Genomic DNA, 15907 nt, shown 5'->3' with positions numbered 1-15907 from the left:
GGCGCTCAGTGCCCCTCGAAGGCGACAAGCGTCCTGACTTCGACGCCGAGCGTTTCCAGCTTGGCGCGACCGCCGAGATCCGGCAGGTCGATGACGAAACAGGCCGCGGCGATATCCGCCCCCATCTGCTTCAACAGCTTCACGGCGCCCTCGGCCGTGCCCCCTGTGGCGATCAGGTCGTCCACCAGCAACACCCGCTCGCCGGGCGCGATCGCATCCTTGTGCATCTCCATTTCGTCGACGCCATATTCGAGGCTGTAGGCCACGCGCACCGTCTCATGCGGCAGCTTGCCCTTCTTGCGGATCGGCACGAAGCCGGCAGAGAGCTGATGTGCAATTGCCCCGCCGAGAATGAAACCCCTCGCCTCGATACCGGCGATTTTGTCGATCTTGGTGCCGGCGAACGGATGCACGAGTTCGTCCACCGCGCGGCGGAAGGCGCGCGCATCGCCCAGAAGCGTGGTGATGTCGCGAAACAGGATACCCGGCTTGGGATAATCCGGAATGGTCCTGATCGACGCCAGGAGCGTCTTTTCGAGCGATGAATTCATAAAAGCGGCTCCGTTACCCCGTCCGTTCTTGCGCCTTGCAGCGCAAAAGAAAAGGGCGCCCGCAGGCGCCCTCGATCACGATAGGCGATGGATTCAGTGAGCGTTCGCCCAGACCTTGCGCTTGGTCAGGTAGACCAGACCGGAGAACAGGATCAGGAAGATCATCACGCCGAAACCGGTCTGCTTGCGGTCCACCAGATGCGGCTCCGCGACCATCATCAGGAAGGCCGACACGTCACGCGAATACTGGTCGACGGTCTCAGGCGAGCCGTCCTCGTAGGTCACCTGTCCATCGGACAGCGGCTTGGCCATGGCCAGCGACTTGCCGCCGATGAAGTACGGATTGTAGTGCGTACCCTCGGCGATCTCCATGCCTTCCGGCGGCTGCTCGTCATAGCCGGTCAGGAGAGCGTGGATGTAATCCGGACCGTTCTCCGCATACTGCGTGAAGATGTCGAAGACGAAGGTCGGAAAGCCGCGCTCGACGCCGCGCGCCTTGGCGATCAGCGAGAAGTCCGGCGGTGCAGCACCGTTGTTGGCGGCAGCGGCGGCTGCGGAATTGGGGAACGGCGACGGGAAATGGTCGTTGGCGACCGCCGGACGGTCGAACATCTCGCCATCGGCATTGGGGCCGTCCTGCACCTGGTATTCGGCGGCCAGGGTCTTGATCTGCGCATCGTTGTAACCCGCGCCTTCCAGGGTCCGGAAAGTCACAAGGTTCATCGAGTGGCAGGCCGAGCACACTTCCTTATAGACCTTGAAGCCGCGCTGCAGCTGCGCCTTGTCATAGGTGCCGAAAGGTCCGGCGAACGACCAGTCCATTTCCTCGGGCTTGTGGATCGGGAAGTGGGTTGGCTCGGCCGGGTTGTGTCCGGCTTCCTCGGCGGCGAAGGCAACGCCGGCACATCCTGTCATCAGGACGCCGAGCACCACCAGTCCGTTGAGAATCTTTTTCATTACAAAATCCCTCTCAAGATTCTCTCGTCGCTCAGCCTTTGGTTTCCGGCGCGGCGGTTGCGCCAGCCGGAAGTCCCGAACCGCCCTTGTTCTTTTCCAGAACAGCCTCGGTGATCGAGTTGGGCATGCGGCGCGGCGTCTCGATCAGGCCAAGCAACGGCATGATGATCAGGAAGAAGCCGAAATAGTAGATCGTGGCAAGCTGCGACATGATCACATACACGCCTTCGGCGGGACGCGAGCCGAGCCAGCCGAGCAGGATCGCATTGACCACGAACAGCCAGAAGAACAGCTTGTACCAGGGACGATAGACCGCCGAACGAACCTTCGACGTATCGAGCCAGGGCACCACGAACAGCACCGCGATAGCGCCGAACATGGCGAGCACGCCGCCCAGCTTGGAGTCGATCGGCCCGATGTTGAAGGTGATCGCGCGCAGGATCGCGTAGAACGGCAGGAAGTACCATTCCGGAACGATATGCGCCGGCGTCTTCAGCGAGTCGGCCATGGTGTAGTTGTCGGGGTGGCCGAGGAAGTTCGGGATGTAGAAGATGAAGTACGCGAAGACCAGCAGGAACACCACCATGCCGAACGCGTCCTTGATGGTCGCATAAGGCGTGAAGGGAAGCGTGTCGGTCTTGGACTTCACTTCGATGCCGGTCGGGTTGGTCTGGCCGGTGACATGCAGCGCCCAGACGTGCAGCACGACGACGCCAGCGATCATGAACGGCAGCAGGTAGTGCAGCGAGAAGAAGCGGTTCAGCGTCGGGTTGTCGACCGCGAAGCCGCCCAGAAGCAACTGCTGGATCCACTCGCCGACCAGCGGAATAGCGGTGAAGAAGCCGGTGATGACGGTAGCGCCCCAGAAGCTCATCTGGCCCCACGGCAGCACGTAGCCCATGAAGCCGGTCGCCATCATCAGGAGGTAGATGATGCAGCCCAGGATCCAGAGCAGTTCGCGCGGCGCCTTGTAGGAGCCGTAGTAGAGACCGCGCATGATGTGGACGTAAACGGCGATGAAGAAGAAGGAGGCGCCGTTCGCGTGCATGTAGCGCAGGAGCCAGCCGGAGTTCACATCGCGCATGATGTGCTCGACGGACTGGAAGGCCAGCGTCACATGCGGCGTGTAATGCATGGCCAGAACGACGCCGGTCAGAATCTGCACGACCAGCATGATCGAGAGGATGCCGCCGAACGTGTAGGCGTAATTGAGATTGCGCGGCACCGGATAGGACACGAAGGAATCGTGCATCATCCGCGGCAGCGGCATGCGTGCGTCGATCCAGCGTTCGATACCGGTCTTGGGCTGATAGGTCGAGTGTCCAGCGCTCATGTGAAGTGTCCCCTCTGTCCCTGCCTCAGCCGACCCGGATCGTGGTATCGGAAACGAACGCGTAACTCGGTACGTGCAGGTTTTCCGGCGCAGGGCCCTTACGGATGCGGCCCGCCGTATCGTAGTGCGAACCATGGCACGGACAGAACCAGCCGCCGAAATCGCCCTGCTGGCCGAGCGGCACGCAACCCAGATGGGTGCAGACGCCGATCATCACGATCCAGTTTTCCTTGCCCTCGCCCGCCGAGCGATCAAGGTCGCTGGCGGTGGCGTCGGCAGCCAGGTTGGCGTTGCGTGCGACGGGATCCTTGAGATCCGACATCGGCACTTCCTTGGCCGCTTCGACCTCTTCCGGCGTACGGTTGCGGATGAACACCGGACGGCCGCGCCACTTGACGGTCAGCGACATGCCGGGGGTCAGCGACGAAACGTCGACCTCGATGGAGGCCGCCGCCAGCGTCGATGCATCGGGACGCATCTGGTCAATGAAGGGCCATGCCACGGCACCTGCCGCGACGACGCCCGCCATACCCGTGGCTACATAGAGAAAATCGCGCCGGTTGGGCTCGGTCGTATCGGTTGCGCTCAAGGGACCTTGATCCTTCTGCCTCAAATCCGCTGAAGGAAGAGCCCTGTCCCCGCTCACACGCCGGCCTGATATCGCATGGCATCAGGCTAGCGTAGTTCCTCCAGCATTTGGAGTTCGGTTTATGCGTGAAGCCTGTTTTTGTCCAGACGGCACAAGGCACGTGGGCAGATTGTCGCAAGCAGTGTCAACAGGCCTTCCAAACAGCTCTTTTCAACACTTCGCGAGGATCACTTCGCTCCAAGCCTGGCAAGCACTTCGCCGGGGATGGCATATTCGCGGATCACATCCTCATGGCGCCGGAAACCGCAGAGTTCGCGCTGGATGAAGTAGCCATAGACCGCGTCCGCGGCTGCCTTGCGCAACACGGCGCGCTCTTCCTCGCTTCCCGAATGCGCCTTCAGCGCGTCGAGGCATTTCACCACGCGTTGCCCGGTCTGTCCCAGCGCAGACGCTTTCTCCGCGAGGAATTCATACTCCAGCACATCGAGCGCTGAGTTGGACATGCCTCCGGCGGTGAATGTCTGTGGCGGACGCAACGACATGGAAAACCCTATTCGGCGGCGAGCCTGTCGGCCAAAAAGCCGCCCGACTGCCTCTTCCAAAGTTGAGCATAGAGGCCGCCCTTTTCAAGCAGCGCCTGGTGGCTGCCTTCCTCGACGATGCGGCCCTTGTCGAGAACGATCAGCCGGTCGAGTGCTGCGATTGTCGACAGGCGGTGCGCGATGGCAATCACGGTCTTGCCTTCCATCAGATCGAAAAGGCTTTCCTGGATCGCTGCCTCGACCTGCGAATCGAGCGCAGACGTCGCCTCGTCCAGAATCAGGATCGGCGCGTCCTTGAGGAACACGCGGGCGATCGCCACCCGCTGCCTCTGTCCGCCCGACAACTTCACGCCGCGTTCGCCGACATAAGCGTCGTAGCCCGCCCTCTCGCGGTTGTCGCGCAACTGCCTGATGAAGTCGTGCGCCTCGGCCCTTTCGGCAGCAGCGATGACCTGCTCCTCGGTCGCCTCGGGTCTGCCAAGGCGGATGTTGTCGCGCAGCGAACGGTGGAACAAGGCCGTGTCCTGGCTCACCACGCCGATGTTGGAGCGCAGCGACACCTGCGTGACCTGCGACACGTCCTGCCCGTCGATCCGGATCTGTCCGCTTTCGAGGTCGTAGAGCCGCAGGATGAGATTGGCGATGGTTGTCTTGCCCGCACCCGACGGGCCGATCAGCCCGACTTTTTCGCCCGGCCTGATCCTCAGGTCGATGCCGTCGAGCACGCCCGAGCCTTTGCCATAGTGGAACGTCACCTTGTCGAGCACGATCTCGCCGCCGGTGACCTTGAGTTCGGCAGCACCCGGCTTGTCGGTCAGCGACAGCGGCTGGGAGATCAGCGCCTTCGAATTCTCCAGAACGCCGAGCGACCGCAAGATGCCGTTGAGCTGCATCATCAGCCGGCCCAGCAGCATGTTGAGCCGCAGAACGAGGCTGAGCGTGAAGGCGACTGCGCCGACGCTGATCGCACCCTCCACCCACAGATTGATCGCGAACCACGAGATCGCTGATATCATCACGCCGGCCAGCAAGGTCAAGGCGATGCGAACGCCGGTCAGGCTGCGCGTGAAGGGCCGCAGCGCGTCGAGATAGATGTCGAAGCCGCGCCGGATGTAGCGGTCGTCGCCATCGGCGGCGAACAGCTTCAACGTATGGATGTTGGAATAGGAATCGACGATGCGGCCATTGATCATCGAACCGGCTTCCGCCGTCGCCTCGGCGTTTTTGCGGATCGAGGGCAGATAGAGCCGCGCCAGAATCCCGAAGGCGACGATCCAGACCACGACCATCGCCGCGAGCCGCCAGTCCAGCCCGGCCACAAGAACCAGCGTGGTAATGGTGTAGACCATCATGAACCAGACGACTTCGATAAAGCTTTCCATCAGGTCGCCGGTGGCCTGGCCCGACTGCCACACCTTGGTCGCGATGCGGCCGGCGAAATCGTTCTGGAAGAACGAGTAGGACTGGCGCGAGACGTGCCGATGCGCCTGCCAGCGCACGAGGTTGTAGAAGCCGGGCGTGATCGTCTGCTCGTCGACCAGCGCGGCCAGGCCGACGACCAGCGTGCGGATGACGAGGACCACGGCGGCCATGAACAGCAGTTCCGGCCCGGCCGCTTCCCACAGCGAAGCCCAGCTTCGGTCGGCGGGCGCGGAATCGAGAATATCGACCAGCCGTCCGACAAAGTAGAAAAGCCCCGCTTCGACGAGCGGGGCGATGCCGCCGATGACCAGCATGGCGAAGAAGGCGAGTTTCGCCTGGCCGACATAATGCCAGAGAAAACCCGCGACCGACGATGGCGGCCGCAGGTTTGCAGGTTCTCGGAACGGCGTGACCCAGCTTTCGAACCACCGGTAGACGGCCTGCATGCTCATTCGGCGGCTTCACCCTTGGGAATCGTATCATTGTCGGCGTCGCCCGGCCCGTCCGCAAGCAGGAACCCGCCCGACTGACGCTGCCACAACTGGGCATAAAGCCCGCCGCGCGCGACAAGTTCCTCATGCGTGCCTTCTTCGATGATCGCGCCCTTGTCCATCACGATCAGCCGGTCCATCGCCGCGATTGTGGACAGCCGATGCGCGATGGCGATGACGGTCTTGCCCTCCATCAGCCGGTAGAGATTTTCCTGGATCGCTGCTTCGACTTCCGAATCGAGCGCCGAGGTGGCTTCGTCAAGGATCAGGATCGGCGCGTCCTTGAGCATCACGCGGGCAATCGCCACGCGCTGCCGCTGACCGCCCGACAGCTTGACGCCGCGCTCGCCGACATGGGCGTCGAAGCCCCGCCGGCCTTTCGCATCCGCGAGTCCGGCGATGAAGTCGGTGGCTTCGGCCCGGCTGGCGGCCTCCAGCATCATCTCCTCGGTCGCATCGGGGCGGCCATACAGGATGTTGTCGCGCACCGAGCGGTGCAGCAGCGACGTGTCCTGCGTAACCATGCCGATCTGCGCACGCAGGCTATCCTGCGTCACTTTGGAAATATCCTTGCCGTCAATCAGGATGCGGCCCTTCTCGACATCGTAGAAGCGCAGCAGAAGGTTCGACAGCGTCGACTTGCCCGCGCCCGAACGGCCGACGACGCCGACCTTTTCGCCCGGCTTCACCGTCAGGGTCAGGTCGCCGATCACGCCCTTGCCCTTGCCATAGTGGAAGCCGACATGGTCGAAGACGATCTCGCCCTTGTCGACGACGATGTCCTTTGCGCCCGGCTCGTCTTCGACCACGCGCGGCAGCGAGATCGAGCCGATGCCATCCTTGACGGTGCCGATATTCTCGAACAGGCCCGAAACCTCCCACATGATCCACTGCGACATGCCCCACAGCCTCAGCACCAGGCCGATGACCACGGCAACCGCGCCGATCGAAACCATCTCGCCGAGCCACAACCAGATCGACAGCGATGCGACAGCGAACAGCAGCAGCGAGTTCAGCAGATAGAGCAGGCCGTAGAGCCAGGTGATCATGCGCATCTGGCGATGGACGGTACCGAGGAAGGTGTTCATGCCTTCCTTGGCATAGGTCGCCTCGCGGCGCGCATGCGAGAACAGTTTCACCGTCTGGATGTTGGTGTAGCTGTCGACGACGCGGCCGGTCATGGTCGAACGCGCATCGGCCTGCTCGCCGGCGATCACGCCCAGACGAGGGATAAAATAGCGCAGCAGGAACAGGTAACCGACCAGCCACACGGCGAGCGGCAGCGCCAGCCGCCAGTCGGCCGAGCCGACGATGACCAGCATTCCGAGGAAATAGACGATGACGTAGTTGAGGACGTCGATCAGCTTGATGACGCACTCACGCACGGCGAGCGCCGTCTGCATCATCTTGGTGGCGATGCGGCCGGCGAACTCGTCCTGGTAGAACACCATCGACTGTTTGAGCAGGTAGCGGTGGACCTGCCAGCGGATGCGCATGGGATAGTTGCCCATCAGCGTCTGCTGGTTCAGCATCGAATGGAAAAACACCGTCACCGGCAGCGCGAACAGCACCACGAACGCCATGCCGGCGAGCTTCCAGCCTTCGATCTGCAGAAATGTCTCGCGGTCATGCGCCGACAGCCAGTCGACGATCGAGCCGAGGAAGCTGAACATCCAGACTTCCGCCAGCGCGATGGCCGACATCAGCACCGCAGCAATGGCGATATAGGTCCACGCACCCTTCGTGTAGTGCAGGCAGAAGCCGACCAGCGTCTTCGGCGGCTCGATCGGCTCTTCCGGCGGAAACGGGTTCAATCTGTTCTCAAACCAGCGAAACATAGTCATTCTTTCTCAAAGTCATGGGCCGCGCGGTCGGACCGCGCGGCTAACAATCACCGCATCCGCCTCGTCTAAACGGCTGGGCGGGTGATGCTCATATAGGGTCTCAGACCTCGGTCCGCGACGCCGCCATCGTCGTCTGCTGACACGGCGCTGGCGGGAGCGCGACGCCGTGCCTTGAACAGCCTGACGACAGCGCCCACCAGCCGCCGCAACAGCGGGCGATGGGACGGATCGGGCACGATCCTGCTGTAATCCACATCGGGCAACATGCCGCGATGCGGCCTTACGTGGCTCGCCTGGTGATCCGCGCCATCGCGGGGATCGGACAACAGCTTCCAGGCTGCGTGCCGAGCATCGCCGGACGCATTGGGAGCATGGGACAAAGGATGGTTACGGGCATCGTGCCCGTCATGAAAATTGCCAAACATCGGAGGATTCCTTCGAGAACCGGAAAACGGACTCGGCGGCAATCGATACGATGGTGCCTTGAATGATCAGGGAAACGTCGAACCGGGCCGCCGTTAGGCGCAAAGCCATCGGATGGGGCGGTGAATGTCTACAGTCATCATGAATTCCATCGACCCCTCCTGCGGTTCGAGTTGACAATGGCAGTGCTTTAGACTCATTCGCGGCAAAATGCCACCCCAGATCGGCCAGCAGGTGAGCCGAACTGCGGAGTGTTGCATCTCGAACACGGTGGATATGCAGGCTCAGATGGATCGAAATCTTCGCATCGCGTTGTACCAGCCTGACATAGCAGGCAATACCGGCACCATCCTGCGCATGGCCGCCTGCCTCGGCATCGGCGTCGATATCATCGAACCCGCCGGCTTCGACCTGTCCAACCGCAACCTCAGGCGCGCCGGCATGGACTATCTCGAAATGGCGGCGCTGACCCGGCACATCGACTACATCAGCTTCCAGAAGTGGCGGCTGGGCGAGAACCGCAGGCTGGTGCTGCTGTCGACCAAGGCCGCCCTGCCCTATACCAGCTTTGCCTTTCGCCCCAACGACGTCATCCTGCTCGGCCGCGAGTCGGCCGGCGTACCCGAAGAGGTGCATGGCAGCGCGGATGAACGCCTGCTCATCCCGATGCCGGGCGGCGGCCGCAGCCTCAACGTCGCCCTCAGTGCGGCCATGGTCGCCGGCGAGGCCCTCCGTCAGATCTCTGTCATCTGACCCGCCTTTGCCGTTGGGCGACAGCCACCACCACCATTGGCCCGTTCGATTGGATGTCATGGCCTACGTCCTTCGTTTGCGTTGCGTCGGACATCTTGCTACAACCTCAACTTAACTTGAGGTCAAGGGCTAAATTCATGACACGGGAACTCACCGTCGGCGAGGTCGCAAAACGCAGCGGCGTGGCGGTGTCGGCGTTGCATTTCTACGAGACGCGCGGGCTCATCCGCAGCCACCGCACCGAGGGCAACCAGCGTCGTTATTCGCGCGACGTGCTGCGACGCGTGGCAATCCTGAAGGTGGCGCAGGATGTCGGCATTTCGCTCGCCGACATCGCCGACGCTTTCGCCAGCCTTCCGGACGGGCGTACGCCGACGCGGGAGGACTGGACTCGTCTTTCAACGGCGTGGAAGGCCGATCTCGACCATCGCATCCGTCAGTTGCAGAAATTGCGCGACGGTTTGGGCGACTGCATCGGCTGCGGCTGCATGTCGATCACGGCATGTCCTTTGCGCAACCGCGAGGACCGCCTCGCCGCAAAAGGTCCGGGTGCTCATCGCCTGGTCGTCCAGTAGCCTCGGACCGCCGACGGCAGGGCTATCGCCGCGCGCAGGCAGGCTCAGCGTCAGCCTGCCATTCCAGACGGATCGATTTCCGCGCGGAAATCGAGGTTCTTATTGGCATGGACTGTCGGGAACACGACAGCCAAGCCGCTACACATCTGCGGTACCGGTGCGAGCCGAACCGCCGAGCCCGCTTTAGCTCGGCAGCATTCTATCCAGCAGCGTATAAATTTCTTCCGCGACGGAACTCTCGTCGCCAGCAACGAAACCATTGCCGGTCAGGGGCGTTTTGAAACGGCTTCTAGCTCGGCTCCCGCAATTATCCATGCCGACGGCAAAGCCGAGATCCTAGACCTTGAGGGGCCTCGGGCCTCACAGCCCGAAGGAATGGATGGACCATTTCGGACGGTAAACGGACGAGGTCGACCCTCTTGAGGAAACACCGGAAGGAATATGACATGCGTGCATTGATACTCGCGGGCACCAGCCTGCTGATGCTGACCGGCGTCTCGATCGCCCAGGGCACGACAGCCCCGCCGCCACCGGCGGCATCGCCGGAAGCAGCCCCGCCCACGTCGCCGCCCGCTCCACCCGTTGCGATGCCTGAAGGCATGGCGCCGTCGCCCGGTGCCGAAGCGCGCGATCACGGTCGCCGCGATCACGGGCCAAGGCATATGGGTCCTCGGGGCGATGGCCCGCGTGGACATGGGCCCCGCCACAACCGCGGTCCTGGCCGTGGCGACATGCCTCCGCCCCCGCCACCATCCAAGGCTGCGCATTTCCGCGTTCAGCAGGGTGACATGAACATCGACGTCAAATGCGCCGACGACGAACCGATGGCAGCCTGCGCCGATATCGCACTCAGGCTCGTTGATGCCGTCCGGGCACAGCAGCGCTGATCGTGATCTATTTCGCCTCCCCGGCCACTGCGCGGGGGAGGAGGTTTCTTGGAATGCCGCCGCCGTTTTTGATACGGGCCGTTTTGCTTATGGCAGGACAGTAAGGTCGCGGAAGTCGGCATCGACCTCGCCTGCCTTTTCCGCCTTGCCCGTCTCGATATTGACCTTGTAGAGCGCGCCGCCCGTGGCAAGCCACGCCGTGTTGGTGCCATCCTCGGTCGTCTGGATGTCGAAGCCGACATGGTCTCCCAGCGTAACGCCCAGGCTGCCTATGGTCTTCAGCGTTCCGTCGTTCGGCTTGGTCTGCTGCAGGAACAATCCGCTCGCGTCGATGTCATACATCCCGGTCTTTTCCGGCTTGCCGAATGAGTTGGTATAGGCGGTAGCGATGACATTCGGCTTCATCTCAGCACTCGGATCGCCGGCCTCATAGGCAAGCTTGCCGTCCTCGGTCACCGCACCGGAAGCCGGATCGACACGCAGATTGGTGCCATCGGAAGCCATGACGCGAAGCTTGTCGGCCATCGGGTTGAAGTCGACGCTGACTTTGCCGCCTTCGGGCGGCAGCTTGGACAATTTGGATACCACGGTTGCCGCACCCGTATCGAGATTGATGCTGACCAGCGAACCGTCGCCCGCAACGCCATAGACCATTTTGTCCGCCGCGCGCAGGTCGATGCCGTGCAGCCGGTCGACGCCGGTCACTTCGATGGTCTTGGTCTCGGCTGGTTTGTCGGTATCGAACCAGATCAGGGTCTTTTCGCCGGTCAGTCCCAGAGCGGGCGCCGCGGCGGCCATTGCCGTCAGCGAAACGAGCATGGGGCCGGCAAGGACGAGCTTGGAAGCAATACGGTTCATGGGTCGATCTCCTCTTTTGTTCTTCGACGAGCGTGGGCTGTTCCGCATCGCTCATCGGCCTTACACACGGGGGGCGCGCATTGGATGCAGCGGCTGCAAAAAAATTTGAGGGCTGCATCTGTCCGCGCTTTTGCCGTGTAAGGTGACCGAAACCTCGGAAAGGATTCATGTCGGCACTCGATGATCGCGACCGGTTCTGTGATGGCCTGCTGACGCGCGTCGCCCGCGGCGACCGCGACGCTTTGGGCGACCTGTTCAACAGTGAGGCCGGCCGGCTGATCGCGATTGCCCGGCGCATCCTGCGGCGCAGCGAATTGGCCGAAGAGGCCGTGCAGGAGAGCTTCATCGCCGTCTGGCGCAACGCAGCGCGCTTCGATCCAGCGCGCGGCAGCGCCCGGGCCTGGCTGACCACCATCGTGCGCAACCGCGCGCTCAACATGCTGCGCGACGGCAGCCGCATGGATCTGGTGAGCGAAGACGAGATCGCCGATTATCACGACCGATCCGGCGAGGCCGATGTCGCCTATGGCGCGCTCGGCGAAAGCGATGCGCTAAGGCATTGTCTTGGGCAGCTCGAAGACAAGAAACGCAGCTCGATCCTGCTCGCATATGTCGTCGGCTTCTCGCATGGCGAGATCGCCGCGAAACTCGACGCCCCGGTGGGAACGGTGAAAGCCTGGATCAGACGGGGCGTCATCTCCTTGCAGGAGTGTCTGTCATGACCGACGACAGCGAACGCCTCGCCCGTGCCGGCGACTATGTGCTTGGCCTGATGGACGACGCTGCCCGCGCCGAGGCCGAGCGCGACATGGAACACGACGCATTGTTCCGCGAGACGGTCCGGCGCTTTGCCGAGCGCATGTCCAGCCTCGATGAAACGGTCGCGCCTGCAGCCGTCCCCGCCGGCATGTGGGACAGCATCCGCGCCAGGATAGACACGATCCCGCAGGAGGCGCCGCATACCGCCCCCTCCGCGCACCCCATCGCCGCCAACCAGAACCGTCCGACATTCTGGCGCAACGCAGCCATCGCCGCGTCGCTTTTCGCAGCACTCGGCCTGGGCTATCTCGGCGGCCGCGCCACTGTCTCGCCTGCCGAACCCGTCGTCCTCGTCGTGCTGCAGACGCAGCAGAACACCACTGGCGCTGTGTTCGAGGCCTTCGCCGACAACAGCGTCCGCATCGTTCCGCTCGAGGATTTCCAGGTGCCCGACGACAAGATCATGCAGGTCTGGACGCTCTACGACCCGTCCGTGGGGCCGGTGTCGCTCGGCACCCTGCCGCGAACCGAAGTCGCGACGCTCCAAGGCCAGCCGTTCCCGACCCCGGCGGACGGGCAGCTCTACGAGATCACGCTTGAACCCAAACCCGGCTCGCCAACCGGAAAACCCACCGGTCCCATCCTTGTGAAGGGCTTCGCCAGACGGACGCCGAGGTGAGCGGGTAAGGTGCGGCGAGGTAACGTCGTGTTGAAGACAGCGTTCAATCCGCCGCCGGCAGCCGCCTGATCGTGAATTCGATGACGTCGCCGGGGCGCTCGAACCAGCTTTCGATCTCGGTCCAGTAGGCCTGTTTCGGCCAGCGGGAAAACCACTCCTGCGCCTTGGCGCGGGCCTCCGTCCGTGACAGCACGAAGGTCTCGCGCAAGAAACCGTCGCGCGGCATGCGTTCAGTCTCGCGGCTGGCGCGCAGCCGTTTTCTGAGATCATCCAGCGGCGGTCTGGCCGGCGTGCGCACAACGAACTCCTTGACCCGTGCGCCAATCAGATTAGGGATCGGCCCGGAAAAAGACGAGTCTTTTGTTTGGAGCACGATTTGCAACGACCTGACCTGCCCGCCGGATTGCCAGCCGACATCGAAGACAAGAAAGCCCAGGCGCGCGCCTGGTTCGAGGAGTTGCGTGACCGAATCTGCCAAAGCTTCGAGACCCTCGAGGACGAGGTCGCAGGGCCCCAGGCTTCCTGGGCGGCTGGTCGCTTCGAGCGCACGCCCTGGCTGCGCGACGAGGGCAATGGCGGCGGCGGCACCATGTCGATGATGCATGGCCGGGTGTTCGAGAAGGTCGGCGTCCATACGTCCACCGTCTATGGCGAATTCTCGCCGGAGTTCCGCAAGCAGATGCCAGGCGGCGAGGAAGACCCGCGTTTCTGGGCCAGCGGCATCTCGCTGATCGCCCATCCCTGGAACCCCAACGTGCCGGCCGTGCATATGAACACGCGCATGGTCGTCACCTCGCGCTGGTGGTTCGGCGGCGGCGCCGATCTCACCCCGGTGCTCGACCGTCGCCGTACCCAGGACGACGCCGACACACAGGCCTTCCACAAGACGATGCGGTTCGCCTGTTCAAAGCATCCCGACATTGCCGATTACGACCGGTACAAGAACTGGTGCGACGAGTATTTCTACTTGCCGCACCGCAACGAGCCGCGCGGCACCGGAGGCATCTTCTTCGACTGGCAGCACTCGCCGGAGGAAAAAGGCGGCTGGGACGCCGATTTCCGCTTTGTGCAGGATGTCGGACGCGCCTTCAACGTCGTCTATCCGCATCTGGTGCGCGGCAATTTCAATGCAAACTGGACCGATGGAGACCGCGAGGAGCAACTGATCCGCCGCGGCCGTTATGTCGAGTTCAACCTGCTCTACGACCGAGGCACTATCTTTGGGCTGAAGACCGGCGGAAACGTCAATTCCATCCTGTCTTCCATGCCGCCCGAGGTGCGCTGGCCCTGACGCGGAAGCCCACCAGACATCGCCGCGCATTGACGCGGCGGTGCCATGGCTTTAGGAGAGCAGTTTAAGCGGAGGATGCTGTGTTCGCCCTCCCCATACGCTCTCATTGAAAGAATACCTTGTGACGATCTTCGAAGGAATGGCCCCGGCATTGGCCGGAGCGCTCGCAGCGCGCGGCTACGATAAACTCACCGCCGTCCAGCAGGCCGTGCTGGCGGAAGACGCCGGAAACGCCGATCTGCTGGTTTCCGCCCAGACCGGCTCTGGCAAGACGGTCGCTTTCGGCATCGCCATCGCGCCGACCCTTCTGCGTGGCGCCGAGCGGCTGCCCGCCGACGCCTCTCCACTCTGCGTCATCATTGCGCCGACCCGCGAACTCGCCATTCAGGTGCGCCGCGAATTCGAATGGCTCTATGCCGGCACCGGCGCGCGCCTGGCCTCTTGCGTCGGCGGCATGGACATGCGCAAGGAGCGCCGCGCCCTCGATGAAGGCGCGCATATCATCGTCGGCACGCCCGGCCGGCTGCGCGACCACATCACGCGCGGTTCGCTCGACATTTCCGCCGTCCGTGCCGTGGTGCTGGACGAGGCCGACGAGATGCTCGATCTCGGCTTCCGCGAGGATCTCGAATTCATCCTGGCCGCGGCCCCGGTCGACCGCCGCACGCTGATGTTCTCCGCCACCGTTCCCGCGCAGATCGCTCAGCTCGCCAAGCGCTTCCAGCGCAATGCGGTCCGCCTCAATGTCGTCAGCGAGGGCAGGCAGCACGACGACATCGAATACCGTACTCTGCTGGTCGCGCCGCCCGAGCGGGAAAACGCCATCATCAACGCCCTGCTCTATTTCGACGCCCAGAACACCATCGTCTTCTGCTCCACCCGCGATGCGGTGAAGCATCTGGCGAGCCGCCTGAACAATCGCGGTTTCTCGGTCGTGTCGTTGTCGGGAGAGCTCAGCCAGGCCGAGCGCAACAACGCGCTGCAGTCCATGCGCGATGGCCGGGCCCGCGTCTGCGTCGCCACCGACGTCGCCGCGCGCGGCATCGACCTGCCCAATCTCGATCTCGTCATCCATGCCGATCTGCCGACCAATCCGGACACGCTGCTGCACCGCAGCGGCCGCACCGGTCGCGCCGGGCGCAAGGGCATTTGCGCGCTGATCGTGCCCTATCACCGTCGCGGCAGCGCTGCCCGCCTGCTCAAGCTTGCCAAGCTCGAAGCCGTCCAGCAGCCGGCCCCCGGCCCTGCGGAGATCGAAGAGCGCAACCATCAGCGCATGCTGGCCGACCTCGAGCAGACCGAAGCGCCGAGCGACGAAGAGCGCGCGATGGTCGCCGAACTGCTTGAAAAGCACGATGCCGAACGCTTCGCGCTGGCCTGGCTGCGGCAGCAGATCGCCTCTCGCCCCGCCGCCGAGGAACTGTCGAGCGGTCCCGCGCCGACCTTCGAGCCTTCTAAGGGCGAGCGCCCCGACACCCGCTTCGAAGGCGGCACCTGGTTCAGCGTTTCGCTTGGCCGCAAGCACCGCGCCGAGCCGCGCTGGCTGCTGCCGCTCCTGTGCAAGGCCGGTCGCGTCACCAAGAACGAGATCGGCTCGATCCGCATTCTCGATGCGGAAACCCGCTTCGAGGTGAAGTCGGACAGGGCCGCCGGCTATGCCGCCGCCGTCCGCGAACAGGGAACGCTGGAAAAAGGCGTCACCATCCGCCTTGCTGAAGATGCCGGCCCATCGGATCGCGGCGAAAAGGACTTCAAGAAAAAGCATCGCAAAGGCCCGCCTCCCGGCGCGGAACCCAAGCGCTCCATCAAGGACAAGAAGGCTGCCGGTTTTGGCGACAACGCCACGCCACGCCCCGACAGAAAGTTCAAGAAGAAGCCCTTCGACAAAGGCTGACCCGATCCGACAGCCGCTCGAACTGCCGAAAGAGGAAGCGAAATGGCGGGCTGCAACTT

17 protein-coding genes are annotated in these 15907 nt (G+C 63.3%); 7 read left to right on the top strand and 10 right to left on the bottom strand.

The annotated features are described in order from the left end of the window. Positions 1–5: 5 nt before the first annotated feature. The 8 genes from ICI42_RS07725 to ICI42_RS07690 all read right to left on the bottom strand — a co-directional run bounded on the left by ICI42_RS07725 (position 6) and on the right by ICI42_RS07690 (position 8154). Positions 6–551: an adenine phosphoribosyltransferase gene (locus ICI42_RS07725; protein WP_188163977.1), complete on the bottom strand. Its 546-nt coding sequence runs from the start codon at positions 549–551 to the stop codon at positions 6–8. Positions 552–644: 93 nt separating this feature from the next. Beyond that, on the bottom strand, positions 645–1508 hold the full coding sequence (locus ICI42_RS07720; protein WP_188163976.1) for a cytochrome c1: 864 nt from the start codon (positions 1506–1508) through the stop codon (positions 645–647). Between the two features lie 31 nt (positions 1509–1539). Beyond that, positions 1540–2841: a cytochrome b gene (locus ICI42_RS07715; protein WP_188163975.1), complete on the bottom strand. Its 1302-nt coding sequence runs from the start codon at positions 2839–2841 to the stop codon at positions 1540–1542. A 25-nt stretch (positions 2842–2866) separates the two neighbouring features. Beyond that, entirely contained in the window at positions 2867–3430 is a 564-nt protein-coding gene (petA, locus tag ICI42_RS07710) for a ubiquinol-cytochrome c reductase iron-sulfur subunit (RefSeq protein ID WP_188163974.1), read from the bottom strand. 227 nt (positions 3431–3657) lie between these two features. Next, the gene (locus tag ICI42_RS07705; RefSeq protein ID WP_330999127.1) at positions 3658–3933 is read right to left on the bottom strand and encodes a DUF6665 family protein; all 276 of its coding nucleotides are present in this window, start codon (positions 3931–3933) and stop codon (positions 3658–3660) included. A 47-nt stretch (positions 3934–3980) separates the two neighbouring features. Then, entirely contained in the window at positions 3981–5840 is a 1860-nt protein-coding gene (locus tag ICI42_RS07700) for an ABC transporter ATP-binding protein (RefSeq protein WP_188164458.1), read from the bottom strand. Between the two features lie 2 nt (positions 5841–5842). After that, the gene (locus tag ICI42_RS07695; RefSeq protein ID WP_330999126.1) at positions 5843–7729 is read right to left on the bottom strand and encodes an ABC transporter ATP-binding protein; all 1887 of its coding nucleotides are present in this window, start codon (positions 7727–7729) and stop codon (positions 5843–5845) included. A 65-nt stretch (positions 7730–7794) separates the two neighbouring features. Further along, positions 7795–8154, bottom strand: a complete 360-nt coding sequence (locus ICI42_RS07690) for a hypothetical protein (RefSeq protein ID WP_188163971.1) — start codon at positions 8152–8154, stop codon at positions 7795–7797. 286 nt (positions 8155–8440) lie between these two features. Between ICI42_RS07690 and ICI42_RS07685 the strand changes: the two genes are divergently transcribed. The 3 genes from ICI42_RS07685 to ICI42_RS07675 all read left to right on the top strand — a co-directional run bounded on the left by ICI42_RS07685 (position 8441) and on the right by ICI42_RS07675 (position 10367). Further along, on the top strand, positions 8441–8905 hold the full coding sequence (locus ICI42_RS07685; RefSeq protein ID WP_188163970.1) for a tRNA (cytidine(34)-2'-O)-methyltransferase: 465 nt from the start codon (positions 8441–8443) through the stop codon (positions 8903–8905). A 137-nt stretch (positions 8906–9042) separates the two neighbouring features. Then, positions 9043–9480, top strand: a complete 438-nt coding sequence (soxR, locus tag ICI42_RS07680; protein ID WP_188163969.1) for a redox-sensitive transcriptional activator SoxR — start codon at positions 9043–9045, stop codon at positions 9478–9480. A 446-nt stretch (positions 9481–9926) separates the two neighbouring features. Beyond that, positions 9927–10367, top strand: coding sequence for a hypothetical protein (locus ICI42_RS07675; RefSeq protein WP_188163968.1), 441 nt, complete (start codon positions 9927–9929; stop codon positions 10365–10367). Positions 10368–10454: 87 nt separating this feature from the next. Here the strand turns inward: ICI42_RS07675 and ICI42_RS07670 are convergent, their stop codons facing one another. Then, positions 10455–11225, bottom strand: a complete 771-nt coding sequence (locus ICI42_RS07670) for a DUF4394 domain-containing protein (RefSeq protein WP_188163967.1) — start codon at positions 11223–11225, stop codon at positions 10455–10457. A 167-nt stretch (positions 11226–11392) separates the two neighbouring features. Between ICI42_RS07670 and ICI42_RS07665 the strand changes: the two genes are divergently transcribed. Further along, positions 11393–11947, top strand: a complete 555-nt coding sequence (locus ICI42_RS07665; RefSeq protein WP_188163966.1) for a sigma-70 family RNA polymerase sigma factor — start codon at positions 11393–11395, stop codon at positions 11945–11947. Then, entirely contained in the window at positions 11944–12663 is a 720-nt protein-coding gene (locus ICI42_RS07660) for an anti-sigma factor (RefSeq protein WP_188163965.1), read from the top strand. The genes ICI42_RS07665 and ICI42_RS07660 overlap by 4 nt, the downstream gene beginning before the upstream one ends. A 43-nt stretch (positions 12664–12706) precedes the next feature. On the opposite strand, the gene ICI42_RS07655 is transcribed toward ICI42_RS07660, so the two are convergent. After that, positions 12707–12961 (bottom strand): hypothetical protein, encoded by a 255-nt coding sequence (locus tag ICI42_RS07655; protein ID WP_188163964.1) that lies wholly within the window; start codon positions 12959–12961, stop codon positions 12707–12709. Between the two features lie 78 nt (positions 12962–13039). Here ICI42_RS07655 and hemF point away from each other — a divergent pair, with 78 nt between their 5' ends. Together hemF and ICI42_RS07645 are read left to right on the top strand one after the other, a co-directional pair. Beyond that, complete coding sequence (gene hemF, locus ICI42_RS07650) at positions 13040–13954, top strand: oxygen-dependent coproporphyrinogen oxidase (protein ID WP_188163963.1); 915 nt, start codon at positions 13040–13042, stop codon at positions 13952–13954. Between the two features lie 121 nt (positions 13955–14075). Beyond that, entirely contained in the window at positions 14076–15848 is a 1773-nt protein-coding gene (locus ICI42_RS07645) for a DEAD/DEAH box helicase (RefSeq protein ID WP_188163962.1), read from the top strand. The last annotated feature ends 59 nt before the right edge of the window (positions 15849–15907 follow it).

Origin of the sequence: Oryzicola mucosus (genome assembly GCF_014534685.1) — a bacterium.
GTDB lineage: Bacteria > Pseudomonadota > Alphaproteobacteria > Rhizobiales > Rhizobiaceae > Oryzicola > Oryzicola mucosus.
This window is presented reverse-complemented; position numbering and strand designations above follow the sequence as displayed.

Excerpts from the sequence above, each read along its gene's own strand:
- ICI42_RS07690 (WP_188163971.1), bottom strand. The coding sequence starts at position 8,154 with ATGTTTGGCAATTTTCATGACGGGCACGATGCCCGTAACCATCCTTTG.
- ICI42_RS07725 (WP_188163977.1), bottom strand. The coding sequence starts at position 551 with ATGAATTCATCGCTCGAAAAGACGCTCCTGGCGTCGATCAGGACCATT.
- ICI42_RS07670 (WP_188163967.1), bottom strand. The coding sequence starts at position 11,225 with ATGAACCGTATTGCTTCCAAGCTCGTCCTTGCCGGCCCCATGCTCGTT.
- ICI42_RS07705 (WP_330999127.1), bottom strand. The coding sequence starts at position 3,933 with ATGTCCAACTCAGCGCTCGATGTGCTGGAGTATGAATTCCTCGCGGAG.
- ICI42_RS07665 (WP_188163966.1), top strand. The coding sequence starts at position 11,393 with ATGTCGGCACTCGATGATCGCGACCGGTTCTGTGATGGCCTGCTGACG.
- ICI42_RS07720 (WP_188163976.1), bottom strand. The coding sequence starts at position 1,508 with ATGAAAAAGATTCTCAACGGACTGGTGGTGCTCGGCGTCCTGATGACA.
- ICI42_RS07675 (WP_188163968.1), top strand. The coding sequence starts at position 9,927 with ATGCGTGCATTGATACTCGCGGGCACCAGCCTGCTGATGCTGACCGGC.
- soxR (WP_188163969.1), top strand. The coding sequence starts at position 9,043 with ATGACACGGGAACTCACCGTCGGCGAGGTCGCAAAACGCAGCGGCGTG.
- ICI42_RS07695 (WP_330999126.1), bottom strand. The coding sequence starts at position 7,729 with ATGACTATGTTTCGCTGGTTTGAGAACAGATTGAACCCGTTTCCGCCG.
- ICI42_RS07700 (WP_188164458.1), bottom strand. The coding sequence starts at position 5,840 with ATGCAGGCCGTCTACCGGTGGTTCGAAAGCTGGGTCACGCCGTTCCGA.
- ICI42_RS07660 (WP_188163965.1), top strand. The coding sequence starts at position 11,944 with ATGACCGACGACAGCGAACGCCTCGCCCGTGCCGGCGACTATGTGCTT.
- ICI42_RS07715 (WP_188163975.1), bottom strand. The coding sequence starts at position 2,841 with ATGAGCGCTGGACACTCGACCTATCAGCCCAAGACCGGTATCGAACGC.
- ICI42_RS07685 (WP_188163970.1), top strand. The coding sequence starts at position 8,441 with ATGGATCGAAATCTTCGCATCGCGTTGTACCAGCCTGACATAGCAGGC.